This window comes from Streptomyces anulatus (genome assembly GCF_014650675.1).
GTDB lineage: Bacteria > Actinomycetota > Actinomycetes > Streptomycetales > Streptomycetaceae > Streptomyces > Streptomyces anulatus.
Genome location: NZ_BMVK01000012.1, coordinates 158,452 through 182,428 on the forward strand (window position 1 = coordinate 158,452; position 23,977 = coordinate 182,428).

Here is a 23,977-nt window from a genome sequence, read left to right on the forward strand (position 1 = left end):
GTTGGTCGCCGGTTTCGGAAGGAAGGTCCTGATGACGGCCATGCTGGACGCGGCGGAACGGCTCGGCCGCGGCGAACTGGAGGCGCTGCAACTGGAGCGGCTCCGGTCCACGCTGCGCCACGCGTACGACAACGTCCCCTTCTACCGGAACGCCTTCGACAGCGCGGGGCTGCGGCCCGACGACTGCCGGACGCTCGCCGATCTGGCCCGGTTCCCGTTCACGGTGAAGGCGGATCTGCGGGACAACTACCCGTTCGGGATGTTCGCCGTACCGGAGCACGAGGTGCGCAGGATCCACGCCTCCAGCGGCACGACGGGGCGTCCGACGGTCGTCGGGTACACCGAACGGGACCTGGACACCTGGGCGGACGTGGTGGCCCGTTCGATCCGGGCGGCGGGCGGGCGGCCCGGCCACAAGGTCCATGTGGCGTACGGATACGGGCTGTTCACCGGCGGGCTCGGGGCGCACTACGGGGCGGAGCGGCTCGGCTGCACGGTGATCCCGGCCTCCGGGGGCATGACCGCGCGCCAGGTCCGGCTGATCCAGGACTTCCGGCCCGAGATCATCATGATCACGCCGTCGTACATGCTGACGCTGCTGGACGAGTTCGAGCGGCAGGGCGTCGATCCGCGGTCGACGTCCCTGAAGGTCGGGATCTTCGGCGCGGAGCCGTGGACCGAGGGGATGCGCCGGGAGATCGAGGACCGGTTCGCCATCGACGCGGTGGACATATACGGGCTCTCCGAGGTGATGGGCCCGGGGGTCGCGCAGGAGTGCGTGGAGACGAAGGACGGGCTGCACATCTGGGAGGACCACTTCTATCCGGAGGTCGTGGACCCGTTCACCGGTGAGGTGCTCGCCGACGGCGAGGAGGGGGAGCTGGTCTTCACCTCGCTGACCAAGGAGGCGATGCCGGTGATCCGCTACCGCACCCGGGACCTGACGCGGCTGCTGCCGGGGACGGCGCGGACGTTCCGCCGGATGGAGAAGGTCACCGGCCGCAGCGACGACATGGTGATCCTGCGCGGGGTGAACCTCTTCCCCACCCAGATCGAGGAGATCGTGCTGCGTACGCCTGCCGTCGCCCCGCACTTCCAGCTGCGGCTGACCCGGCACGGGCGGCTCGACGCGCTGACGGTGTTCGCGGAGGCGCGGGCGGACGCGACGGCCGACGAACGGGAGCGGGCGGCGCGGTCCATCGTGGCGGCGGTGAAGGACGGCGTCGGGGTGTCGGTGAGCGTCGAGATCGTGGACCCGGAGTCGCTGGAACGCTCGGTGGGCAAGATCCGGCGGATCGTGGATCTGCGGGAGTCCGGCACGGACTAGCGGGCGGCGGACTGTCGGAACGCCCCGGGCAGGTCGGAGCGCTCCGTTCACACCGCCGCAACACCCGTTCCCACTATGCGGACAGCTGCGGGGAAGTCTCGACAGAGAGGGCCGGGCACTGCGAGTCTCCCGCTATGCATCTCGTCAACCGGCCCCTGGTCACCGCCCTTTGCTCCGCCGTCACCCTCTGCGCCGCCCTCACCGGCTGCGCCCCGCAAGCGGAGGAGAAGGCACCGGACCGGGCCGCCGGTGCGACGGCGTCCTGTGCTCCCGGCAAGCTCGCCACCCAGGTGCCCGGCAAGCTGACCGTCGGCACCGACAAGCCCGCGTACGCCCCCTGGTTCTCCGACGACGAGCCGTCCAACGGGAAGGGCTTCGAGTCCGCGGTGGCGTACGCCGTCGCGAAGGAGCTCGGTTACGGCCGGGACGCGGTGGTGTGGCAGCACACGCCTTTCAACAGCGCGTTCGCGCCCGGCGCGAAGAAGTTCGACTTCGACATCAACCAGGTCTCCATCAGCGAGGAGCGGAAGAAGGCCGTCGCCTTCTCCTCCGGCTACTACGACGTACGCCAGGCCGTCGTCGCGCTGAAGTCGTCCAAGGCCGCGAGGGCCACGCGTGTGGCCGACCTCAGGGACGTGAAGCTGGGCGCGCAGGTGGGCACCACCAGCCTCGACTTCATCACCGACCTGGTGAAGCCGAGCGAGAAGCCCGCCGTCTACCAGCGCAACGACTTCGCGAAGTCGGCGCTGAAGACCGGTCAGGTGGACGCCATCGTGGTGGACCTGCCGACCGCCTTCTACATCACCGGGGCGGAGGTGCCGGAGGCCGAGGTGGTGGGCCAGTTCGCCGCTCCCTCCGGTGACCCCGAGCAGTTCGGTCTGGTCCTTGACCGGGAGAGCGTGCTGACCTCCTGTGTCAGCGGTGCGGTGGACGCCCTGCGGAAGGACGGCACGCTCGCGGCCCTGGAGAAGAAGTGGCTCTCCGAGGCCGTCGACGCACCGGTGCTCAAGTGACCCTGGACAAGGCTCCGGCCGTCCACGAGGACGCGTACGTCCCCTCCGAACGCCGGATCGCCCGCGAGCGGTACCGGCGTTCCCGTACCCGGCGGGCCACCGCGATCGCCGCCACCAGCACCCTGGTGACGGGCGCGGTGCTGTTCCTGCTGATCACGGGTTCGCCCGGCTGGACCCGTACCAAGGAGACGTTCTTCAGCGCCCATTACGCGCGCGTCGCCCTCCCGCAGGTCATGGAGGGGCTGTGGCTGAATCTCCGGCTGCTGGCCGTGTGCGGTGCGGCCGTCCTGGTGCTCGGCCTGCTGCTCGCCGTGGCGCGCACCCTGCGCGGGCCGGTGTTCTTCCCGGTGCGGGCCCTGGCCACCGCGTACACGGACTTCTTCCGGGGGCTGCCGCTCATCATCTGCCTGCTGATGGTGGTGTTCGGGGTGCCCGCCCTGCGGCTGGAGGGGGTGACCACCGATCCGGTGCTGCTGGGCGGCGGCGCCCTGGTGCTGACGTACTCGGCGTACGTCGCCGAGGTCTTCCGGGCCGGCATCGAGTCCGTGCATCCCTCGCAGCGGGCGGCGGCGCGTTCGCTGGGGCTGAGCGGCGGGCAGGCGCTGCGCTTCGTCGTGCTGCCGCAGGCGGTGCGGCGGGTGGTGCCGCCGCTGCTGAACGACCTGGTGTCGCTCCAGAAGGACACCGGGCTCGTCTCGATCGCCGGGGCGGTGGACGCCGTGTACGCGGCGCAGATCATCGCGAGCAAGGACTTCAACTACACCCCGTACGTCGTCGCGGGTCTGGTCTTCGTGGCGTTGACCATCCCGATGACCCGGCTCACCGACTGGGTGACGGCCCGGATGGACCGGCGGCGGGCCCAGGGAGGGATCGTATGAGCGTGACACCTGCCCCGGAACCGACCGCTCCGGTGCTGCGGATGGAGGCGGTCCGCAAGTCGTTCGGGGCGTCGCCGGTGCTGCGGGACGTGGATCTGGAGGTGGCCCCGCACACGGTGACCGCCCTGATCGGCGCGTCGGGGTCCGGGAAGTCGACCCTGCTGCGCTGCGCCAACCTCCTGGAGGAGATCGACGACGGGGCGATCTGGCTGGAGGGCGAGGAGATCACCGATCCGCGGGCCGACGCGGACGCGGTGCGCCGCCGGATCGGCGTGGTGTTCCAGGCGTACAACCTCTTCCCGCATCTGACCGTCCTGCAGAACATCACCCTGGCCCCGCGCCGCGTCCACGGGCTCTCCCGGCCCCGGGCCGAGGCGGAGGCCCGCGCGCTGCTGGAGCGGCTGGGGCTCGGGGCGAAGGCGGACGAGTACCCGGACCGGCTCAGCGGCGGTCAGCAGCAGCGGGCCGCGATCGTCCGGGCGCTGGCGGTACGCCCCCGGCTGCTGCTCCTGGACGAGATCACGGCCGCCCTGGACCCGGAGCTGGTGGGCGAGGTGCTGGGTCTCGTACGGGAGGTGAAGGAGGAGGGCATGACGATGGTCATCGCCACCCACGAGATGGCGTTCGCGCGCGAGGTCGCCGACCAGGTGTGCTTCCTGGACGCCGGTGTGGTGCTGGAGCGCGGCACGCCCGAGGAGGTGTTCGGCGCCCCCCGTGAGGAGCGCACCCGGCGGTTCCTGCGGCGGATCGTGGCGGCGGGACGGCTGTGAGGCGTGCCGGCGCCCCGGTGCGGGCCGCCCTGCCGTCGGCGTCGTGCCGCGTCCGGGAGACGGATCGCCGCCTCACCGGCCGGACCGTTCAGCCGGTCCGCCCGGTCGGCCGCTGGACATCCTCGTGCACGCCGGCGCTGACCAGTCCCGTCTCGTAGGCGACGATCACCGCCTGGACCCGGTCACGGAGTCCGAGCTTGGCGAGGATGCGGGCGACGTGCGTCTTGACGGTCGCCTCGGCCAGGTGGAGGCGGGCGGCCAGTTCGGCGTTGCTCAGCCCGCGGGCCAGCAGGCCGAAGACCTCCAGTTCGCGCGGGGTGAGCGAGGCGAGGTCGCGGTGGAGGGCGGCGGTGTCGCCGCCCCGCTGGGTGAACCGCTGCACCAGGCGGCGGGTGATGGCGGGCGCGAGAAGGGCGTCGCCGGTGCGGACCGTGCGGACGGCCGCGGTCAGTTGCTCGGGCGTGACGTCCTTGAGGAGGAAGCCGCTGGCCCCGGCGGACAGTGCCGCGTAGACGTAGCGGTCGAGGTCGAAGGTGGTGAGGATGATGACACGGGGGCTGTCGGGGAGCGGGACGCCCTCGGCTCGGACGGGGTCGGGGGCTCCGCGGTCGGCGAGGATGCGTCGGGTGGCCTCCAAGCCGTCCATCTCGGGCATCCGGACGTCCATCAGGACCACGTCGGGACGTGTGCGACGGACGGCTGCGACCGCTTCGATCCCGTTGGTCGCCTCACCGACGACATCGATGCCGTCGGCGCCGAGGATCAACCGGAATCCTGTGCGTACCAGGGTCTGGTCGTCGGCGACGAGCACACGCAGCGGCTCGGTCACGGTGTCTCCAAGGGGATCAGTGCCTCCACACGGAAGCCGCCGGTCAGGAGCCGGCCGGTGTTCAGGGTTCCGTCGTAGACGGCCAGGCGCTCCCGCAGACCGATCAGGCCACGACCGTTCCCGGCGGCGGCGACGGGGTGTCCTCCGGTGTCGGTGACTTCCACCCGGAGCCGGTCCGCACCGTACTCGACGGTCACGGCCGCGGTGGCGCCGGACGCGTGCTTGACCGTGTTGGTCAGGGCTTCCTGGACCACGCGGTAGGCGGCGAGTTCGACGCCCGGCGGCAGGGGGCACGACGGGCCGGTCACGGACAGGCCGACGGGCAGGCCGGTGTCCCGGACCCGTCCGACCAGCGCCTCCAGCTGGTCCAGGCCGGGCTGCGGGGCCAGCTCCGTCGCCGGGCCGGTCCCCTCCGCTCCCGGGCCCGTCCCCCCGCCCCCGTCGTCCGTGGTGAGCAGTCCCATCACATGGCGCAGCTCGGTCATGGCCGCCCGCCCGCCCGCCTCGACGGCGAGCAGCGCCTCGCCCGCCCGCTCGGGCGAGGTCTTCATGATCTTGCGGGCGGCGCCCGCCTGGATGATCATCACGCTGACGTTGTGCGTGACGACGTCGTGCAACTCGCGGGCGATCCTCGCCCGTTCGTGCTCGACGGCCCGGCGCAGCGCCTCGGCCTGTTCGCGTTCCAGGTCGGAGAGCCGGGTGCGGCCCTCGCCGGTCCGCAGTTTCCAGGTGCGCAGTCCGAGGGCGGCCCCCGCCATCGGGACCAGGATCAGCAGGGCGATGTACTGGTGGGGGACAACCGGTGTCACCGAGTTCCCCGAGGTGCCGACCAGCAGCACCGACACCGGCAGCGCCGCCAGGGTCGCCACCCGGTAGGGGCTGTACACGGCGGCGCTGTAGACAGCGATCACGAACGCGTAGAACGTCAGCCTCAGAACGCTCTGCGGGGTCGCCAGTACCGCGGCCGTCACCACGCACAGCACGGCGAGGGGACAGCGGCGGCGCAGCGCCAGGGCGCCCGAGGCGACGACGGCGAGCATCACCATGAGGGCCAGCCCGCCGGGGCCGGAGGGGCGTGCCACGACGTGTTCCACACCGGGTGCGATCTCACGCACAACGATGTTGTCCGCGTTGTCGATGCCGTAGTAGACGGTGGTGATGCCGAGCGCCAGTGCCAGCAGCACGTCGAACTGCCGGGCGCGGAGGCCGAGCCGCAGCGGCGGACCGGTCGGGCGCGCGGCGTCACCGATCGCCTCGCGGACCGGTGTCCTCAGCCTCTCCAGCGTCGTACGCGCGTTCGTCACCGGTTCATTGTCGCCGCCGCCCGGCCCTCCGGAACCCTCCTCAGCGGTCGTTCCCGGTGCTTCACCTACATCGGGCGGCTACATCGCGAGGATGACGTCTCGGCCGTTCATCCCGATGCGGTACGGCGAAGGGTTCGGGCGGCCGACGCGCGGCGACCGGGCCCGCTCCTAGCGTCCGGGGGGTCCGATGCCCGTACCCGAGGAGACCTCCATGACCACGCCCGTGATCGAACTGCGCGGGGTGAGCCGCCGCTACGACGACGGACCGCCCGCCTTGGACGAGGCGTCACTGACCGTGCGGCCCGGTGAGGCCGTCGCGGTCCTCGGCCCTTCCGGCAGCGGCAAGTCCACGCTGCTGAACCTGATCGCGGGCCTGGACCGGCCGGACGCGGGGACCGTCACCGTGGACGGGGTACGGGTGGATCAGCTGGGGGAAGCGGGCTCCGCGCTCTACCGGCGGTCGAAGATCGGCATGGTCTTCCAGTTCTTCAACCTGCTCGACGATCTGACCGTCGCCGACAACGTCGCCCTGCCCGCGCGGCTTGCGGGTGCGGCACGCGGCGCGGCCGCCCGACGGGCTGCCGAACTCCTGGAGGCCCTCGGCATCGACCGGCACGCCCGCGCCCATCCCGGGCAGTTGTCCGGCGGTGAGCGGCAGCGCGTCGCGGTGGCGCGGGCGTTGATGAACCGGCCGCCGCTGCTTCTGGCCGACGAGCCGACCGGGGCGCTGGACGCGGCCGCCGGACAGAACGTCAGCACGCTGCTCACCGACCTCAACGCCGAGGGTCAGACCATCGTCGTCGTCACCCACGACCTGGCTCTGGCAAAGGCATGCACCAGCCGCACGGTCCGGATCGCCGACGGCCGGATCGCCGAGGACGTCCGGCCCTCATCGGTCGCCCCGGAGGCCGTCCGATGAGCACGCTCGGCAGGGTGGTGCGCTCGGGGGTGGGGCGGCGCCGGGTGCAGACGCTGGTGATCGGGCTCACCTCGATGATGGCGGTGGCCGCCTCCGTCCTCGGCGGGTCACTGCTCGTGGTCTCCGGTGCGCCCTTCGACGACGCCTTCGCGGCGCAGCGCGGCGCGCATCTGTCCGTCCGGTTCGACGCGGGCGAGGTGAGTGCCGCCCAGTTGTCGGAGTCCGGGAAGGCGGACGGGGTGAGCGGTGCGGCCGGCCCGTTCCGCACGGCGACGGTCACTCCGCGGCCGGACGGGGCCAACCCCGGGTGGCCGATGACCGTGGTCGGCCGGGGTGATCCCGGCGGGGGCGTGGACGAGGTGGTGCTGCTCGACGGGCGGTGGCCCACGCGTCCCGGCGAAACCGTGCTGTCCGCCGGGTCCGCGCTCCTCCCGACGCCGGGCCTGCGGATCACCTTCCCCGACCTGCCCGGCGACCCGGCGCTGACGGTGGTCGGGGTGGCCCGCTCGGTCACGGGGACCGCCGACGCCTGGGTGGTGCCGTCCCAGATGGCGGCGCTCACCGCTCCCGGCAGCGGCGGCCACCAGATGCTCTACCGCTTCGCCGAGGCGGACACCGCCGCCCGGATCGCCGCGGGCCGCGAGGCGGTGACGCAAGCCCTGCCGCCGGAAGGGGTCGTCGGCGAACAGTCCTGGCTCACCGTCAGGAAGACCGCCGAGCGCGACACCGCCGTCTATGTCCCCTTCCTCGTCGCGTTCGGGGTCCTGGGCCTGGTCATGTCGGTGCTCATCGTCGGCAACGTCGTCGCGTCGGCCGTCGGTACGGGAACGCGCCGCATCGGTGTCCTCAAGGCCCTCGGCTTCACCCCGGCCCAGGTCGTGCGGGCCTATGTCGGCCAGGCGCTGATCCCTGCCGCCGGCGGCACGGCCCTCGGTGTCCTCGTCGGCCACCTGCTCGCCGTCCCCGTCATGGCCGAGGCCGAGGAGGTCTACGGCGCCTCGTCCCTGGCCGTCGCTCCCGGGGTCGACCTGGCGGTGGTCGCCGGGGTGCTGGGTCTGGTGGCGGCGACCGCGTGGGCGAGTGCCTGGCGGGCCGGGCGGCTGCGCACGGTCGACGCGCTCGCCGTCGGGCGTGCCTCGGCGGCGGGGCGCGGCCGGTGGGCGGCCCGCCTGGCCGGCCGGCTGCCGTTGCCCCGGCCGGTCGCCCTGGGGCTGGCCCGGCCCTTCGCGCGGCCGGGCCGCGCGCTGGCCATGGGCACGGCGACCCTGTTCGGCGCCGTCGCGGTCACGTTCACGGTGGGGATGGGCGCCTCGCTCGGCGAGGTGATGAAGGCCAGGGCCCACGACGCCGCCGATGTCGTCGTGCCCGCGCCGCCGCCGGACTTCGGGCCCCGAGGCCCTGTTCCCGGGAAGCGGCCCGCCGCCGATCCCGCCGCGGTGGCCACGGCCGTCGAGGCCGCAGCCGGAACGGGGAAGCACTACAGCGCCTCGACGGTGCGGGCGGCCGTGTCCGGGCTCAGCGGCACCGTCGACGTGATCGCCTTCACCGGTGACGCCTCCTGGGGCGGCTACACCATGGTCGAGGGCCGGTGGTTCGAGGGGCCGGGCGAGGCCGTGGTCCCCACCGCCTTCCTGGCCGCCACCGGCACCCGTATCGGCGACACCGTCACCCTGAACGGCCTGGCCGAGCCGGTCCCCGTCCGGATCGTCGGCGAGGTCCTCGACCCCCGCAAGGAGGGCAAGCAGGTCTTCACCGACGCCTCGCGCCTCACGTCGGCACATCCCGACCTGACGGAGACGAGCCACCACATCGCGGTCGAGCCGGGCACCGACGTGACCCGCTACGTCGCATCACTCAACAGGGACCTGGCGCCCCTGGAGGTCACCGCGCGGGCCGGCGGGCGCGAATCCGGCGGCGACATGGTCGACACGCTCAACGCGCTGTCCGCGATCCTCACGCTGCTGCTCGTCGCCGTCGCAGCGCTCGGCGTGCTCAACGGCGTGCTGCTCGACACCCGCGAACGCGTCCGGGAGATCGGTGTCCACAAGGCTCTCGGCATGACTCCCCGGGGGACCGTCGCGATGGTCATCACCTCGGTCGTCGTGACGGGCCTGGTCGCGGGCGTTCTGGGCGTACCGCTCGGCGTGGCCCTGCACGGCTGGGTCGTCCCCGCGATGGGCGACAGCGTGGAGCTCCGCTTCCCGGATTCCGTCATCGCCGTCTACGGGGCCGCCGAACTGCTCCTGCCGGCACTCGGCGGCCTGCTCATCGCCGTCCTCGGTGCGCTGCTACCGGCCGGCTGGGCCGCCCGGGCCCGCACCGCCACGGCGCTGCGCACCGAATAGGAGGCGGTGTCCGTAGCCCGTCAGGCCAGCTCGTCCCGCAGTTGCCGCTTGAGGATCTTGCCGCTGGCGTTGCGCGGGAGCGCCTCCACGAACACGACGCGCTTGGGCGCCTTGAAGGAGGTGAGCTTCTCGCGGGCGTGGGCGATGAGTTCGCTCTCGTCCGCCTCGCCGCGCAGGACGACGACGGCGGTGACGGCCTCGATCCAGCGGTCGTCGGGGAGGCCGATGACGGCGGTCTCGGCGACGGCGGGGTGGGTGTAGAGGGCGTCCTCGACCTGGCGGGAGGCGACGAGGACGCCGCCGGAGTTGATGACGTCCTTGACCCGGTCGACGACGGTGAGGAAGCCCTCGGCGTCCCGGACCGCGAGGTCTCCGGAGTGGAACCAGCCGTCGCGGAAGGCGGCGGCCGTCTCTTCGGGCTTGTCCCAGTAGCCGGAGCACAGTTGGGGCGAGCGGTAGACGACCTCGCCGGCGGTGCCGTCGGGGACGTCCTCGCCCTTCTCGTCGACGACCCGGGCCTCCACGAAGAGGACCGGCCGGCCGCAGGACTCCATCCGGCCCTCGTGCTCGTCGGGGCCCAGCACGGTGGCCAGGGGGCCGATCTCGCTCTGTCCGAAGCAGTTGAAGAAGGCCAGGTGCGGGAGGTGTTCGCGCAGTCGCTCCAGGACGGGCACGGGCATGATCGAGGCCCCGTAGAACGCCTTGCGCAGTCCGGCGAGGTCGCGGGTGGCGAACTCCGGATGGTTGGCGAGGCCGATCCAGACGGTGGGCGGGGCGAACAGGCTGTCGGCCAGGCCCGCTTCGACGAGGTCGAAGATCGAGACGGCGTCCGGGGCGTCCAGGATGGTGTTCTCGGCGCCGACCGCCAGATAGGGCAGCAGGAACACGTGCATCTGGGCCGAGTGGTAGAGCGGCAGGGAGTGCACGGGCCGGTCGGTCGCGGCGAGGCCGAGCGCGGTGATCGCGCTGACGTACTCGTGGACCAGGGCCCCGTGCGTCATCATCGCGCCCTTGGGCAGGGCGGTGGTCCCGGAGGTGTACAGCAGCTGCACCAGGTCGTCGGAGGCGGGCGGGCGCCGCGGGGTGAACGCCCGTTCCGTCTCCAGGGCGTCGAGCAGCGAGCCGGGCGCGTCGCGCAGCGCGCGCACCGGGAGCCCGGCGGGGAGCCGCCCGGCGGGGTCCGGGTCGGTCAGGACGAGGGAGGAGCCGGACTGGTCGAGGAGGTAGGCCAGGTCGTCGCCGGTGAGGTTCTGGTTGACCGGCACATGGACGAACCCGGCCCGTGCGCAGGCGAGGAAGCCGATCAGATAGGCGTCGGAGTTGTGCGCGTAGGCGGCCACCCGGTCGCCGGGGGCGAGCCCGTGCTCCTCGGTGAGGACGGCGGCGGCCGTGGAGACCGCGGCGTCCAGGGAGCGGTAGGTCCAGGCCCGGTCGGCGTACCGCACGGCGGTCCGTCCGGGGGTGCGCCGGGCGCTGCGGGTGAGGACTCCGTCGACTGTGCTGCTGCGTACACCTGTCATGGCGTGATCCTGTGCGTCCGGGCCCCCGGGGGTCAAGAGTCCGGATACCGACCAGACGGTTGACAGCTCCCGGGGCTCCCTGGCTGAGTGGCGCGTGGCTGTCCGGACGGTCCGGACAGGCCGCCGCGCCACCCGCACCGCTGGGAGGAACACCTTGACGTTACGCAACCGTCTGAGACTGCTCGGGGTCGCCGGTCTCGCCCTGTTCACCGTGTCGGCGTCGCTGCCGCCTGCCACCGCGTCCGGTGCCCAGGAGACGCGGCACCCGTCCGGGGGCGGTCTTTCGGCCGTCATCCGGTACACGGAGTACGGCATTCCGCACATCGTGGCGAAGGACTACGCGCAGCTGGGCTTCGGCACCGGCTGGGCGCAGGCCGCCGACCAGGTGTGCACGCTGGCGGACGGCTTCCTCACGGTGCGCGGGGAGCGGTCGAGGTTCTTCGGCCCGGACGCCGCCACGGACTACTCCCTCTCCTCGGCGGCGACGAACCTCTCCAGCGACCTGTACTTCCGGGGCGTCCGCGACAGCGGCACGGTGGAGAAGCTGCTCGAGGCGCCCGCGCCCGCCGGTCCGAGCCGGGACGTCAAGGAGACGCTGCGCGGGTTCGCCGCCGGGTACAACGCGTGGATAGAGCAGAACCGGATCACCGATCCCGCCTGCCGGGGCGCGTCCTGGGTGCGCCCGGTGACGGCGCTGGACGTGGCGGCGCGCGGCTACGCGCTGGCGGTGCTCGGCGGCCAGGGACGCGGCATCGACGGCATCACCGCGGCACAGCCGCCGACCGCCGCTCCCCCGGCGGACGGGGTCACGCCCGAGGAGGCGGCGACGGCGGCGGAGCGGCTGCTGTCGACGCAGAACGCGGACATGGGTTCCAACGCGGTGGCCTTCGACGGCTCCACGACGGTGAACGGGCGCGGGCTGCTGCTCGGCAACCCGCACTACCCGTGGCAGGGCGGACGCCGCTTCTGGCAGGCGCAGCAGACGATCCCCGGCGAGCTGAACGTGTCGGGCGCGTCCCTGCTGGGCGCGACGACGATCTCGATCGGGCACAACGCGGATGTGGCGTGGAGCCATACGGTCGCCACGGGCGTCACGTTGAATCTGCATCAGCTCAACCTCGATCCGGCCGACCCGACCGCCTATCTGGTGGACGGGAAGCGGGAGCGGATGACGAAGCGGACGGTGAGCGTCCCGGTGAAGGGCGCGGCCGACGTGACCCGCACCCAGTGGTGGACCCGCTACGGGCCGGTGGTCACCTCGATGGGCGCGGCGCTGCCGCTGCCGTGGACGGCGAGCACGGCGTACGCGCTGAACGACCCGAACGCGGGAAACATGCGGATGGCGGACACGGGGCTGGGCTTCGGCAAGGCCCGCTCCACGGGTGACGTCGAGCGTGCGCTGCACCGGTCGCAGGGACTGCCCTGGGTGAACACGATCGCGGCGGACCGGGCGGGGCACTCCTTCTTCTCCCAGTCACAGGTGCTGCCGAGGATCACGGACGAGCTGGCGGAGCGCTGCTCGACCCCGCTGGGCCGGGCGACCTACCCCGCTTCCGGTCTCGCGGTGCTGGACGGTTCGCGGACGGACTGCGCGCTGGGCAGCGACGCGGACGCGGTGCAGCCGGGGATCTTCGGCCCGGGCCGGATGCCGGTGCTGAAGAACCGGCCGTACGTGGAGAACTCCAACGACAGCGCGTGGCTGACCAACGCGGAGCGGCCGCTGACCGGGTACGAGCGGGTCTTCGGCACGATCGCGACGCCCCGGTCGATGCGGACGCGCGGTGCGGTCGAGGACGTCGCGTCGATGGCGGACCGGGGGCGGCTCCGGGTCGGGGACCTTCAGCGGCAGCAGTTCGCCAACCGTGCGCCGGCCGGCGATCTGGCGGCGTCCGAGGCGGCGGAGTGGTGTGCGGCGCTGCCGGGTGGCACGGCCGTGGGCACGGACGGGACGCCGGTCGACGTGTCGGCGGCCTGCCGGGTGCTGCGGCGCTGGGACCGGAGTGTGGACAGCGACAGCCGGGGCGCCCTGCTCTTCGACCGGTTCTGGCGGAAGGCGTCGTCGGCGCCCGCCGCCGAGCTGTGGAGGACGCCGTTCGATCCGGCCGACCCGGTGCGCACCCCGCGCGGCCTGAACACGGCCGCGCCCGTCCTGGGCAGGGCCCTGGCGGACGCCGTGGCGGAGCTGCGGGCGGCGGGCATCGCGCTGGACGCGCGGCTGGGCGATCACCAGTTCGTCGAGCGGAACGGCAAGCGGTTCCCGATCGGCGGCGGGACGGAGTCGCTGGGCATCTGGAACAAGACCGAGCCGAAGTGGAACGCGGCGGATGGCGGCTATACGGAGGTGTCGTCGGGCTCCAGCTACATCCAGGCGGTCGGCTGGGACGACAGCCGCTGCCCGGTGGCCCGGACGCTGCTGACGTACTCCCAGTCGGAGAACCCGAAGTCACCGCACTACAGCGACCAGACCCGGCTGTACGCGGGTGAGCGCTGGGTGACGCCCCGGTTCTGCGAGAGGGACATCGCGCGTTCGCCGGACCTGCGGGTGGTGCGGGTGCGCGAACGGCGCTAGAACCCCGCGAGCGGACATGATGCAAACGAAGGGCGCCGGCCACGTGATCCGGTAGATTCGCCCGTCCGCGGCGAGCGGACCCCGTCCCGGCGGGAGCCTGCTCGCCGCGGGTCGTGTCGATTCTCCCGGGGACGTCCTCTCCGGGCCTCCGAAGGGTCCCCGGGCCATTCCCGTGAACATCCGCGCAACGCGTCACGCTCTGCTGGCCCGCCTGTTGCCCGACGACCGGCCTGAGGAACTGACCGTACGTCAGGGTCAGTTCCACCAGGTGGTGATGGGATCGGAGCACGTCGTGTGCCTGCCCCGCACCCCGGCGGCGGCCGCCCGGCTGCCCCGGCGGGCGGCCGTCCTGCGCGCACTCGCCGGGCTCGGCCTCGGCTTCCGCACGCCCGAGCCGCTGGCGCGGGGCGGCGCACCCGGCAGCGACGAGGGGCCGTTCATGGTGCTCGGCCGCATTCCCGGGGAACCGTTGGAGCCCGCCGCGCTCCACGATGCCCGGGTGGCCGATGCCGTGGCGGCGCAGTACGCGGCGCTGCTGGCCGTGCTGGACCGCGCCGGGGCCGACCCGAGGGTACGAGCAGTTCTGCCGCACGCCCCGGAGGGCCGGTGGCGGCGGTTCGCGGGCGACGTGCGCGCGGAGCTGTTCGTGCTGATGTCCGGCAGCGGGCGGCCTCGGGCCGAGCGGGAACTCGCGGCGCTCGACGGCCTCCCCCACCTCACCGGTGCGGTGGTGCACGGCGACCTGGGAGCGGAGAACGTTCTCTGGGAGTGGGAGCACGGCCTGCCGCGCCTCGCCGGGGTGCTCGACTGGGACGATGTCGAACTCGGCGACCCGGCCGAGGACTTCGCAGCCGTCGGCGCCTCCTACGGCCACGACTTCCTGGGGCGCGTGCTCGCCCCGGACAGCGGGGCGGAGTCCGGTCTCCCCGCCCGCGCGGCCGCGATCCGCGGCACCTTCGCCCTCCAGCAGGCTCTCCACGCCCGACGCGACGGCGACGAGGAGGAGTTGGCGGACGGCCTGGCCGGCTACCGCTGAGACGCACCGGCCCGGTGCCGGGGCCCGGGAGGTGCGGCGATCCCTCCCGGACCCGGTCGCCGCTACAGCGGGCGCTCGAACCCCTCCCAGTACGGTTCACGCAGCCGCCGTTTGTAGAGCTTGCCGTTGGGGTCGCGGGGCATGGCGGTGATGAAGTCGAGGCTCCGGGGCCGTTTGTAGCCGGCGAGCCGCTCCTCGCAGTGGGCGAGGATCGCGGCGGCGAGCGCCGGTGACGGGGCGTGGCCCTCGGCCGGTTCGACGACGGCCTTGACCTCCTCGCCGCGGTCCGCGTGGGGGATGCCGAAGGCGGCGGCGTCCGCGACGGCGGGGTGGGTGAGCAGGGCCGACTCGATCTCGGCGGGGTAGATGTTGACGCCGCCCGCGATGATCATGTCGATCTTGCGGTCGCGGAGGAAGAGGTAGCCGTCCTCGTCCAGCACGCCGAGGTCGCCGACGGTGAAGAAGTCGCCGATGCGGTTGGTGCGGGTCTTGGTCTCGTCCTTGTGGTAGCTGAAGCCGCCGGTGCTCATCTTCATGTAGACGGTGCCCAGTTCCCCCGGCGGGAGGCGGTTGCCGTCGTCGTCGAAGACGGCCAGTTCGCTGATCGGCCAGGCCTTGCCGACGGTGCCGGGCTTCTTCAGCCAGTCCTCGGCGGTGGCGAACGCTCCCCCGCCCTCGCTGGCCGCGTAGTACTCCTCGACGCAGCTCCCCCACCAGTCGATCATGGCGCGTTTGACGTGGTCGGGGCAGGGGGCGGCCCCGTGGATGGCGTGTCGCATGGAGGAGACGTCGTAGCGGGCCCTCACCTCGTCGGGCAGCGCGAGCAGCCGGTGGAACTGGGTGGGGACCATGTGGGTGTGCGTGCAGCGGTGGGCGTCGATGACGCGCAGCATCTCCTCGGGCGACCAGCCGTCCATCAGGACCAGCGGGTGGCCGATGTGCAGGGCGGCGCCCGCGAATTGGAGTACGGCGGTGTGGTAGAGCGGTGAGCAGACCAGGTGGACGTTGTCGTCGAACGGCCGGATGCCGAAGATGCCGAGGAACCCGCCGAGGTAGGTCTCCTCGGGGCGTTTTCCGGGCAGTGGGCGCCTGATGCCGCGGGGGCGGCCGGTGGTGCCCGAGGTGTAGTTCATGACCCAGCCGAGGGTGCGGTCGTCGGGCGGGGTCGCGGGGTGGCCTACGAGGAGTTCGGCGTAGGGGCGGCAGCCGGGGACCGTGCCGACGCCGTAGCGGTGGGTCGCGGGCAGTTCCGCCTCGTCGGCGGCGGCCGTCGCGGTGGCCGCGAAGCGTTCGTGGGCGATCAGGACGCGGGCGCCCGAGTCGGCGACGATCCAGGCGATCTCGGGGCCGACGAGGTGGTGGTTGACCGGGACGAGGTAGAAGCCGGCCTGCGAGGCGGCGAGGTAGGCGGTGAGCAGTTCGACGCCGTTGGGCAGCACGACGGCGAACGCGTCGCCCTCGCGCAGTCCGGCCGCGCGCAGGCCGTGGACCATGCGGTTGACGTCGGCGTGCAGGCGGCCCGCGCTCCACTCCTGGCCGTCCGGGGCGATCAGGACGGTGCGGTCGGGGTCGGCGGCGGCCTGGGCCCAGAAGCCGTTGGGCGGCTGGTTCACGTGGCGCTCCTTCCGGCGATGCGGTTCATGCGGGTGACGGCCCGTTCGAAGCCGCGGGTCAGGTCGTCGACGACGGCCCGGACGCTGCGTTCGCTGTTCATCCGGCCGACGATCTGCCCGACGGGCGTGCCGAGCAGCTCGCCGACCTCGTACTTCTGGATCCGGGAGACGGCCTCGGCGACCAGCAGCCCCTGGAGCGGCATGGGCAGGGTGCCGGGTCCTGCCGCGTCGTCCCAGGCGTCGGTCCACGCGGTACGGAGCTGGCGTGCGGGTTTCCCCGTGAGGGCGCGGGAGCGGACGGTGTCGCCGGAGCCCGCGGCCAGGAGTTTCGCGGTGAGGGCCGGGGAGTGCAGGTCGGCCTCCTCGGTGGTGAGCCAGAGGGAGCCGAGCCAGACGCCCTGCGCGCCGAGGGCGATCCCGGCGGCGGCCTGTTCACCGCTGCCGATGCCTCCGGCGGCGAGCACGGGCAGCGGGGCGACGGCCTCGACGACTTCGGGGACCAGCACCATGGAGCCGATCTCGCCGGTGTGGCCGCCTGCTTCGTACCCCTGGGCGACGACGACGTCGATGCCCGCCTCGGCGTGCCGCCGGGCGTGCCGGGCGCTGCCGGCCAGGGCGGCGACGAGGACCCCGTGGTCGTGGGCCCGTTCGATGACGTCGGCGGGCGGGGAGCCGAGGGCGTTGGCCAGGAGCTTGATCGGGTAGTCGAAGGCCACGTCGAGCTGGCCCCGGGCGACCTCCTCCATCCAGCCGGTGATGCGCCAGCCGGACGCCTCCCCCTCGGCCAGTTCGGGCACCCCGTGGCGGGCCAGGAGCTCCCGCACGAACCCGCGGTGTTCGGCCGGGATCATCGCCTCGACGTCCGCCTCGGTGACGCCCTCGACCTTCTTGGCGGGCATGACCACGTCGAGGCCGTAGGGCTTGCCGCCGGCGAGTCCGTGCAGACGGTCCAGGTCGCGCGCGAGGTCGTCGGGAGCGGTGTAGCGCACCGCCCCGAGCACGCCGAAGCCCCCGGCTCTGGTGATGGCCGCGGCGACCTCGGGGAACGGCGTGAAGCCGAAGATGGCGTGCTCGATTCCCAGTTGCTTGCTCAGCTCCGTCTCCATGGGCGGCAGGATGCCGCAGCGGAGCGGCCGAGGGAAGAGCTTTTCTGATGCAGCGTCAGATTCTTTGCGGGCCAGGACGCACCCGGGAGCGCGGGGGTGACAGTAATCTCTGCGGCGGCAGGAACTTTCACTGCTCGGCGAGATTTCGGAAGTTACTTTCGCGCGGGCTCCGGCGCACGGGCACGCCCCGGTGACCGGACGTCCGGCACGGGAAGGAGTTGCGGATGACCGGGGACACGAACGGACGGGCGGCGGACGGCCGGAAGGGCGCACACGAAGGCCCGGAGCGGGCCGGGGGCCGCGGATCCTCGACCGACGCCCGCACGGCCGGGAGCGGCATCGACCGGCGGCGGGTGGGCGGCGGGATACTGGCGCTGGGCGGCGCACTCGCGCTGACGCCCATTCCGCTCGCGGGCGCGGCCGGCCGGAGCGGGCCGGGCGCGGGGGCAACAGACGGAGCGGCGGACACGGGAGCGGGCATGGAGTCAGGGGCGCACCGGCCCACGCTGCGACGCGGGAGCGCCGCACGAGCCGGGCTGCTCCAGGGGCCGCTGGACCAGCTCGTCCGGGACGCCGAGGCCTACCTCGCCGACTCCCCCGCGCACCCCTGGTACGCGGGCGCGGTCCTGCTCGCCGGGCGGGGCGGGACGGTGGCGCTGCACCGGCCGATCGGCAAGGCGGTGCGCTATGCCGCGTACGACGAGAAGACCGACACCGGGGTGGAGTTCCCGGCGGACCAGCAGATCGCGATGGCCGAGGACACCGTCTTCGACCTGGCCTCGATCTCCAAGCTGTTCACCTCACTCCTGGCGGTCCAGCAGATCGAGCGCGGCGCCCTGGAGCTGGAGGCCGCGGTCGCCTCGTACCTCCCGGACTTCGCCGGCGGCGGCAAGCAGGACGTCACGGTCCGTCATCTGCTGACGCACACCTCGGGTTTCCGCTCGTGGATCCCGCTGTACGAGGAGCCGACCCGGGAGGGCAAGCTCCGGAGGCTGTGGGAGGAGGTCCCGGCGAGCACACCGGGCAGCGCGTACCTCTACTCCGACCTCAACCTGATCTCGCTGCAGCTGATCCTGGAGAAGATCACCGGCCGCCCGCTGGACGCCCTGCTCCGCGACGAGATCACGGCCCCGCTCGGGATGCACCGCACCCGGTACAACCCGCCCGCCTCCTGGAAGCCGAAGATCGCGGCGACCGAGGACGCCCGGTTGCCCTGGTCCGGTCTCGAGCGCGGGCTGGTCTGGGGCGAGGTGCACGACGAGAACGCCTTCAGCCTGGACGGGGTGGCGGGCCACGCCGGGGTGTTCTCCTGCGCCTGGGACCTCGCGGTCCTCGCCCGGACCCTCCTCAACGGCGGGGTCTACGGCCGCGCCCGCATCCTGTCCGAGGAATCGGTCGACCTGCTGTTCACCGATTTCAACACCGCGTTCCCGGGCGACGAGCACGGCCTCGGCTTCGAGCTCTACCAGCACTGGTACATGGGCGCGATGGCGACCCCGCGCAGTGCGGGGCACACCGGATTCACCGGGACCAGCCTGGTGCTCGACCCGTCGACCGACACCTTCCTCGTCGTGCTGGGCAACTCCGTCCATCCCGTACGGAGCTGGCGCTCGGGCAGCGCGCCCCGGGTGGCGGCCGCCAACCAACTGGCGCGGGCCGTACCGGTCCGGCCCGAACGGGGGCGTACGGCCTGGTTCTCCGGGATGGCGAGCGCCTCCACCGCCACCCTCACCCTGCCCGCCCTGCGGCTGCACTCCGCACGGGCGCGCCTGGAGTGCGCGCTGTGGTGGGACACCGAACCGGCGGCCGACGCCCTCTTCCTGGAAGCGTCGGAGGGTCAGGACTGGCAGCCGGTGCCGTTCACCACGCTCGCACCGGGCCCCGGCCACCGCCCGGATCCGCAGCCGCACCCGGCGGGCTCGGTGACCGGCTGGTCGGGGCGCGTCTGGCACCGGCTGGAGGCGGACCTGGCAAAGTGGCGCGGCCGGGACGTACGCCTGCGCTGGCGCTACGCCACCGACCGGCTGTACGTGGGACGCGGCGCGTACGTGGACGGCCTGCGGGTCCGCGACGGCGTCCGCACGGTCTTCGACGCGGAACGGCCCCGGGACGCCGGCCGGATCGAGGCGACGGGCTGGGCGCCCTCGGCGGACTGAGCCCGCGCCCGGGCCGGGAGAGGCAACGGCCGCTTCGGCGCTGCTCGCGCCGCCGGAGCGGCCGCGCCCTCAGGTCACCGCGTTCACCTGCGGGTCCGCCTGCGCGGGCACGGACGCGGACACCGGCGCGGTCGACTCCCGGACCACCAGCCTCGGCCGGATCAGCAGGGAGCGGCCGGCCGAGGGCGCCGACTCGATCCGGGCGCGCAGTTGCTGGAAGGTCTCCGCCGCCATCTCCGTCAGCGGCTGGCGGACCGTGGTGAGCGGCGGCTCGAAGAGATCGGCGAGCAGGATGTCGTCGAAGCCGACCACCGACACATCGCGCCCGGCGGTGCGTCCGGCGTCCTTGGCGCCCCGGCAGATCCCGATCGCGCACATGTCGTTGATGGCGACGAACGCGGTGGGCGGGCGGGGCCCGGAGAGCAGCTCGCGGGCGGCGTTGCGGCCGAGCTCGGCCGCGTCCTTGTCGCCGAACTCGGTGGTGTCCGCCCCGGGCCAGACGATGGCGTCGGCCGGGTCGAGGCCGGCCTCCTCCAGCGCGGCGCGGAAGCCCCGCAGCCGCTCGCGGCGGTTGACGCTGTTGACCGAACCGGAGACGAAGGCGAGTCTTCGGTGACCGAGTTCGAGCAGGTGGCGGGTGGCCAGCTCCGCCCCCATGGCGTTGTCCACACTGATGCTCGCCAGTGACGGCGGGTCGCCCGCCTGGGCCGTGCGGTCGAAGGCGACCATCTTCAGCCCCCTGCTGAGCAGCGGCTCGACATGTTCGAGCGAGGGCAGCGAGGAGCAGAGCACCACTCCGCTGACCCCGTCCGCCAACAGCTCCTCGCCGTACTTGAGCTCCCGGGCGGGATCGCGCTCGCTGTTGCAGAGCAGCACGTGGTACCCCTCGGCGAGCGCGATGGCCTCCAGCTCCCGCGCGAGCGACCCCCAGAACGGGTTCGCCACGGAGGGCACGATCAGGCCGATCACCTTGATCCGGCCCGTGCGCAGCATGCGTGCCGCCCGGTTGGGCCGGTAGCTGAGGCGCTCGATGGTCTGCTCGACACGGGCCAGGGTGGCCGCCTGCATACGGTCGGTGCGTCCGTTGAGGACGTTGGAGACCGTGCTCGCGGATACCCCCGCAGCCGCCGCGACCTGATGGATCGTTACCCCGCTCATGCCACCTCCGGTTCGAAACTCCCTGACCACCCTAGTGTATCGATTTACTGAAGTCTCTCTACCGATACACCCGTTAACGTGGTCGAAAAATTGTTGTGCATCAGCTGTTGACGCCGCTCCGACGGCATTCCTAGTCTCAGTGCATCGATTTACCAGCACTTCCCAGCCATGGCTGGGACTGCATCACTGGATCGATCCACAAACTTCGCCTCAAAAGGGGTGCCTCATGGAACTCAACAGACGGTCGCTGCTCGCCGCCATCGGCGCGGGCACCGCCGCCGCGCTCACGGGCTGCGGCACCGGCACCGGCACCTCCGCGGCCGGCTCCGCCGACGGACCCGCCGAGGGCGAGATCACCCTCCTCACCCCGATCTACGAGGGTGCGAAGGGCAAGAAGCTCCTGGAGGGCGACATCCTCGGCGGGTTCCGGAAGAAGTATCCGGACGTCAAGGTGAACGTGGACTACACCACGTACGACCAGCTCAACGAGAAGATCACCACCGGGCTCGCGGGCGGCCTGCTGCCCGACGTGCTGATGATGGGGGTCGGCTGGATCCCGCCGTTCGCCGCCAAGGGAGCGATCGCGGAACTGCCGGAGAAGCTGGCCGAGACCCACGACTACGAGAAGCGGGTGCTGGAGCCTTCGCGCCACGACGGCAAGCTGTACGCCCTGCCCGTCGTGCTCGACACCCGCATCGTGGTCTACCGCAAGGACCACTTCGCCGAGGCCGGCATCCGCAAGACGCCAGCCAACTGGTCCGAACTACGCGCTGTCGCAAAGCAGTTGACGACGAAGGGCCGGGTCGGGTTCGACCCCTTCTCCATCAATCTGCGCCAGTGCTGGGAGACCTTCCTCTTCGCCAACGGCGGACAGCTGTTCAGCGCGGACGGCAAGAAGCCGCTGTTCACCGACGCCCGCGGGGTGGAGTCCCTCCAGTTCTTCAAGGACCTGGTGGCCGACGGTTCGGCGGACTACTCGCGCAAGACCGACACCGGAGCACCGTCGAACGTGCAGACCGGCCAGGGCTCGATGATGATGACGACCAGCGCGCTCTGGGTCCAGGTCAAGGAGCAGAACCCGGAGCTGATCGAACAGGACAAGCTCGGCGCGTTCGTGCTGGCCAACCGCAGGCCCGCGATGCTCCAGGGCGGCACGCTCGTCAGCCAGTCGGCGAGCTCCAAGCACCCGGCCGCGGCCCGTGCGCTCGTGGAGTGGCTGGCCACCCCCGAATCGATCCTCGGCGCGGCCCAGCAGCGCGGCTCGGTGCCCGGGCTGCGGGATCTCAGCGACACCCCTTACGTCAAGGAGAACCAGTTCGTCGACCTCTCCCTGAAGAACCTGCAGCACGCGGTGTCCGAGGGCGGCACCGCCGCCTGGATGGAGATCCGCGAGAAGATCGTGCCGACGCTGGAGCCCGCGATCGTGGGCGACCAGTCGGCGAAGGACGCCATCGCGGAGCTCGGCCGGCTCGCCGAGGCCGCCATCGGCCGGATGTGAGGACCCGTCACTGTGGGAGCGACATCCGTATTGAAGGCGCGGCCCGTGCGGCCGCCCGCACCTCCTGAATCGGCGCCGACCCGGCGCACCCGCCGGACCCCCACGGGCCCCGGACGCCGACGGCGCCGGGCCGGCATGCTCATGGTGGCGCCCGCGCTGCTGCACGCCTCGCTGTGGATCGGCCTGCCGGTGCTGGCAGCGGTGGTCCTGGCGTTCACGAAGTACGACGTACTGACCGCCCCGCAGTTCGTGGGTCTGGACAACTTCCGGGACATGCTGGACGACGCGGTCTTCCGCAAGTCCATCGTCAACACCGTCGTCTACACCTTCTTCACCGTGCCGTTCGGCATGCTGCTGGGCCTGCTGCTGGCCATGGCCCTGCACACCGGCCTCAAGGCACGCGGCATCTTCCGCACCGCGGTCTTCCTGCCCCAGGTCACGGCCACGGTCGCCATCGCCCTGGTCTGGCTGTGGATCTACAACCCGGGCAACGGCCTGTTCAACGCGCTGCTGTCGTTCATCGGCATCGACGGCCCGGCCTGGCTCTCCTCGACGTCGTGGGCGATGCCCTCGGTGATCCTGGTCGGCATCTGGCAGGGCATCGGCATGAAGATGCTCATCTATCTCGCCGCGCTCCAGTCGCTCCCCAGGGAGCTGTACGAGGCGGCGTCGGTGGACGGCGCGTCGAAGGTCCGGCAGTTCTTCTCCATCACGCTGCCGCTGCTGAAGCCCGCCACGTTCTTCGTGCTCATCACGTCGATGATCAGCGCGTTCCAGTCCTTCGACCAGATCTACATCCTCACCGACGGCGGCCCCGCCAACAGCACGACGATGATGACCTACGAGATCTACAAGTCCGCCTTCCGGGAGTTCCGCGTCGGATACGCCTGCGCCCAGTCCCTGGTGCTGTTCGTGCTGCTGATGGGCTTCACCCTGGTCAACCGGCGGATCATGGGAGGCACCCGTGGCCACAGTTGATACGCGGAAGCCGGTAGCCCCGAGCACCGCGAAGCCGCGGGAGCGCGGCGGCCGGCGGCCGGTTTCCCCGGGCCGGATCGCGCTCTACATCACGCTGTCGGTGATCTCGCTGCTGATGGTGGTGCCGTTCGTCTGGATGGTGATCACCTCCCTCAAGTCGCCGGTGGAGATCGCCTCCCAGGACGCCGGACTCCTGCCCAGCAGCTGGCAGTTCAGCAACTACGTCGACGCGTTCGAGGCGGCCCCGTTCGCCACCTACGCCCGCAACAGCTTCATCATCGCGATCAGCCACACCGTGCTGAACGTCCTGGTCGCCTCCATGGCCGGGTACGCACTGGCGCGGATCAGGTTCCGCGGCAGCGAGGTGATCTTCTACCTGTTCATCGCGGCGCTGATGATCCCGACGTACACGAAGGTGCTGCCGGAGTTCCTGATCGTCCGCTTCATGCCGCTGGCCGGCGGGAACGACATCCTCGGCCAGGGCGGGAGCGGCTGGCTGGACACCTGGTGGGCCCTGATCATCCCGGGTGCGGTGACGCCGTTCGCGGTCTTCCTCTTCCGCCAGTTCTACCTCGATCTGCCGGTGGAGCTGGAGGAGGCGGCCCGCCTCGACGGGCTCGGCGAGTTCCGCATCTACGCCCGGATCATGACGCCGCAGGTCAAGCCGGCGCTCACCACCGTGGCGCTGCTGACCTTCGAGTCGTCCTGGAACAACTTCCTGTGGCCGCTGCTGGTGACCCGTACGGACAGTCTGCGGGTCATCCAGGTCGGGCTCTCCGTCTTCAAGACGGAGAACGGCACCCAGTGGCACTTCCTGATGGCCGGCACCACGCTCGCCACCCTTCCCATGGTCCTTCTCTTCCTCATCGGCCAGCGCTACTTCGTGCAGGGCTTCGCCACCGCCGGTCTCAAGTGACCGGCCCCCGGCCCTCCGTGGCCGGGCACCGCATCCGGCCCT

At 72.1% G+C, this 23,977-nt stretch carries 18 protein-coding genes; 12 read left to right on the forward strand and 6 right to left on the reverse strand.

Annotation, left to right across the window (positions count from 1 at the left end):
• The first annotated feature begins 31 nt into the window (after positions 1–31).
• The 4 genes from paaK to IE272_RS26880 all read left to right on the forward strand — a co-directional run bounded on the left by paaK (position 32) and on the right by IE272_RS26880 (position 3,988).
• Positions 32–1,327 carry a phenylacetate--CoA ligase PaaK gene (gene paaK / locus IE272_RS26865; RefSeq protein WP_056708019.1) on the forward strand — a complete coding sequence of 432 codons (1,296 nt, stop codon included), beginning with the start codon at positions 32–34 and terminating at the stop codon, positions 1,325–1,327.
• Positions 1,328–1,461: 134 nt separating this feature from the next.
• Complete coding sequence (locus tag IE272_RS26870) at positions 1,462–2,340, forward strand: ABC transporter substrate-binding protein (RefSeq protein ID WP_056708016.1); 879 nt, start codon at positions 1,462–1,464, stop codon at positions 2,338–2,340.
• Positions 2,337–3,218: an amino acid ABC transporter permease gene (locus tag IE272_RS26875; RefSeq protein ID WP_190008367.1), complete on the forward strand. Its 882-nt coding sequence runs from the start codon at positions 2,337–2,339 to the stop codon at positions 3,216–3,218. Before IE272_RS26870 ends, IE272_RS26875 begins: the two co-directional genes overlap by 4 nt.
• Positions 3,215–3,988 (forward strand): amino acid ABC transporter ATP-binding protein, encoded by a 774-nt coding sequence (locus tag IE272_RS26880; RefSeq protein ID WP_056708014.1) that lies wholly within the window; start codon positions 3,215–3,217, stop codon positions 3,986–3,988. Before IE272_RS26875 ends, IE272_RS26880 begins: the two co-directional genes overlap by 4 nt.
• A gap of 88 nt (positions 3,989–4,076) precedes the next feature.
• On the opposite strand, the gene IE272_RS26885 is transcribed toward IE272_RS26880, so the two are convergent.
• Together IE272_RS26885 and IE272_RS26890 are read right to left on the reverse strand one after the other, a co-directional pair.
• On the reverse strand, positions 4,077–4,817 hold the full coding sequence (locus tag IE272_RS26885) for a response regulator (protein ID WP_190008368.1): 741 nt from the start codon (positions 4,815–4,817) through the stop codon (positions 4,077–4,079).
• Positions 4,814–6,121, reverse strand: a complete 1,308-nt coding sequence (locus tag IE272_RS26890; protein ID WP_190008370.1) for a sensor histidine kinase — start codon at positions 6,119–6,121, stop codon at positions 4,814–4,816. The genes IE272_RS26885 and IE272_RS26890 overlap by 4 nt, the downstream gene beginning before the upstream one ends.
• Before the next feature lie 211 nt (positions 6,122–6,332).
• On the opposite strand from IE272_RS26890, the gene IE272_RS26895 reads away from it, so the two are divergent.
• A complete protein-coding gene (locus IE272_RS26895) occupies positions 6,333–7,040 on the forward strand; it encodes an ABC transporter ATP-binding protein (protein WP_050361606.1) in 708 nt (235 codons plus the stop codon).
• A complete protein-coding gene (locus IE272_RS26900) occupies positions 7,037–9,385 on the forward strand; it encodes an ABC transporter permease (RefSeq protein ID WP_190008372.1) in 2,349 nt (782 codons plus the stop codon). The genes IE272_RS26895 and IE272_RS26900 overlap by 4 nt, the downstream gene beginning before the upstream one ends.
• Positions 9,386–9,405: 20 nt before the next feature.
• On the opposite strand, the gene IE272_RS26905 is transcribed toward IE272_RS26900, so the two are convergent.
• On the reverse strand, positions 9,406–10,905 hold the full coding sequence (locus IE272_RS26905) for an acyl-CoA synthetase (protein ID WP_190008374.1): 1,500 nt from the start codon (positions 10,903–10,905) through the stop codon (positions 9,406–9,408).
• A 154-nt stretch (positions 10,906–11,059) separates the two neighbouring features.
• Between IE272_RS26905 and IE272_RS26910 the strand changes: the two genes are divergently transcribed.
• Together IE272_RS26910 and IE272_RS26915 are read left to right on the forward strand one after the other, a co-directional pair.
• Entirely contained in the window at positions 11,060–13,474 is a 2,415-nt protein-coding gene (locus tag IE272_RS26910) for an acylase (RefSeq protein ID WP_190008376.1), read from the forward strand.
• Positions 13,475–13,646: 172 nt separating this feature from the next.
• Complete coding sequence (locus IE272_RS26915) at positions 13,647–14,510, forward strand: phosphotransferase family protein (protein ID WP_190008378.1); 864 nt, start codon at positions 13,647–13,649, stop codon at positions 14,508–14,510.
• Positions 14,511–14,572: 62 nt separating this feature from the next.
• Here IE272_RS26915 and IE272_RS26920 read toward each other — a convergent pair whose 3' ends face one another.
• On the reverse strand, positions 14,573–16,123 hold the full coding sequence (locus IE272_RS26920) for an acyl-CoA synthetase (protein WP_190008380.1): 1,551 nt from the start codon (positions 16,121–16,123) through the stop codon (positions 14,573–14,575).
• Positions 16,120–17,229 (reverse strand): NAD(P)H-dependent flavin oxidoreductase, encoded by a 1,110-nt coding sequence (locus IE272_RS26925; protein WP_190008382.1) that lies wholly within the window; start codon positions 17,227–17,229, stop codon positions 16,120–16,122. The genes IE272_RS26920 and IE272_RS26925 overlap by 4 nt, the downstream gene beginning before the upstream one ends.
• A gap of 224 nt (positions 17,230–17,453) precedes the next feature.
• Here IE272_RS26925 and IE272_RS26930 point away from each other — a divergent pair, with 224 nt between their 5' ends.
• The gene (locus tag IE272_RS26930) at positions 17,454–19,385 is read left to right on the forward strand and encodes a serine hydrolase domain-containing protein (RefSeq protein ID WP_190008384.1); all 1,932 of its coding nucleotides are present in this window, start codon (positions 17,454–17,456) and stop codon (positions 19,383–19,385) included.
• A gap of 69 nt (positions 19,386–19,454) precedes the next feature.
• Here the strand turns inward: IE272_RS26930 and IE272_RS26935 are convergent, their stop codons facing one another.
• Positions 19,455–20,543 (reverse strand): LacI family DNA-binding transcriptional regulator, encoded by a 1,089-nt coding sequence (locus IE272_RS26935; protein WP_032794174.1) that lies wholly within the window; start codon positions 20,541–20,543, stop codon positions 19,455–19,457.
• Positions 20,544–20,769: 226 nt separating this feature from the next.
• Between IE272_RS26935 and IE272_RS26940 the strand changes: the two genes are divergently transcribed.
• The 3 genes from IE272_RS26940 to IE272_RS26950 all read left to right on the forward strand — a co-directional run bounded on the left by IE272_RS26940 (position 20,770) and on the right by IE272_RS26950 (position 23,935).
• Entirely contained in the window at positions 20,770–22,041 is a 1,272-nt protein-coding gene (locus tag IE272_RS26940; protein WP_050361599.1) for an ABC transporter substrate-binding protein, read from the forward strand.
• Between the two features lie 135 nt (positions 22,042–22,176).
• Positions 22,177–23,019 (forward strand): carbohydrate ABC transporter permease, encoded by an 843-nt coding sequence (locus tag IE272_RS26945; RefSeq protein ID WP_050361598.1) that lies wholly within the window; start codon positions 22,177–22,179, stop codon positions 23,017–23,019.
• Positions 23,006–23,935: a carbohydrate ABC transporter permease gene (locus IE272_RS26950; RefSeq protein WP_050361597.1), complete on the forward strand. Its 930-nt coding sequence runs from the start codon at positions 23,006–23,008 to the stop codon at positions 23,933–23,935. Before IE272_RS26945 ends, IE272_RS26950 begins: the two co-directional genes overlap by 14 nt.
• Positions 23,936–23,977: the final 42 nt, after the last annotated feature.

Coding starts and splice junctions, on each gene's coding strand:
- IE272_RS26905 (WP_190008374.1), bottom strand. CDS start 10,905: ATGACAGGTGTACGCAGCAGCACAGTCGACGGAGTCCTCACCCGCAGC.
- IE272_RS26870 (WP_056708016.1), top strand. CDS start 1,462: ATGCATCTCGTCAACCGGCCCCTGGTCACCGCCCTTTGCTCCGCCGTC.
- IE272_RS26935 (WP_032794174.1), bottom strand. CDS start 20,543: ATGAGCGGGGTAACGATCCATCAGGTCGCGGCGGCTGCGGGGGTATCC.
- IE272_RS26940 (WP_050361599.1), top strand. CDS start 20,770: ATGGAACTCAACAGACGGTCGCTGCTCGCCGCCATCGGCGCGGGCACC.
- paaK (WP_056708019.1), top strand. CDS start 32: ATGACGGCCATGCTGGACGCGGCGGAACGGCTCGGCCGCGGCGAACTG.
- IE272_RS26880 (WP_056708014.1), top strand. CDS start 3,215: ATGAGCGTGACACCTGCCCCGGAACCGACCGCTCCGGTGCTGCGGATG.
- IE272_RS26895 (WP_050361606.1), top strand. CDS start 6,333: ATGACCACGCCCGTGATCGAACTGCGCGGGGTGAGCCGCCGCTACGAC.
- IE272_RS26925 (WP_190008382.1), bottom strand. CDS start 17,229: ATGGAGACGGAGCTGAGCAAGCAACTGGGAATCGAGCACGCCATCTTC.
- IE272_RS26930 (WP_190008384.1), top strand. CDS start 17,454: ATGACCGGGGACACGAACGGACGGGCGGCGGACGGCCGGAAGGGCGCA.
- IE272_RS26945 (WP_050361598.1), top strand. CDS start 22,177: ATGCTCATGGTGGCGCCCGCGCTGCTGCACGCCTCGCTGTGGATCGGC.
- IE272_RS26900 (WP_190008372.1), top strand. CDS start 7,037: ATGAGCACGCTCGGCAGGGTGGTGCGCTCGGGGGTGGGGCGGCGCCGG.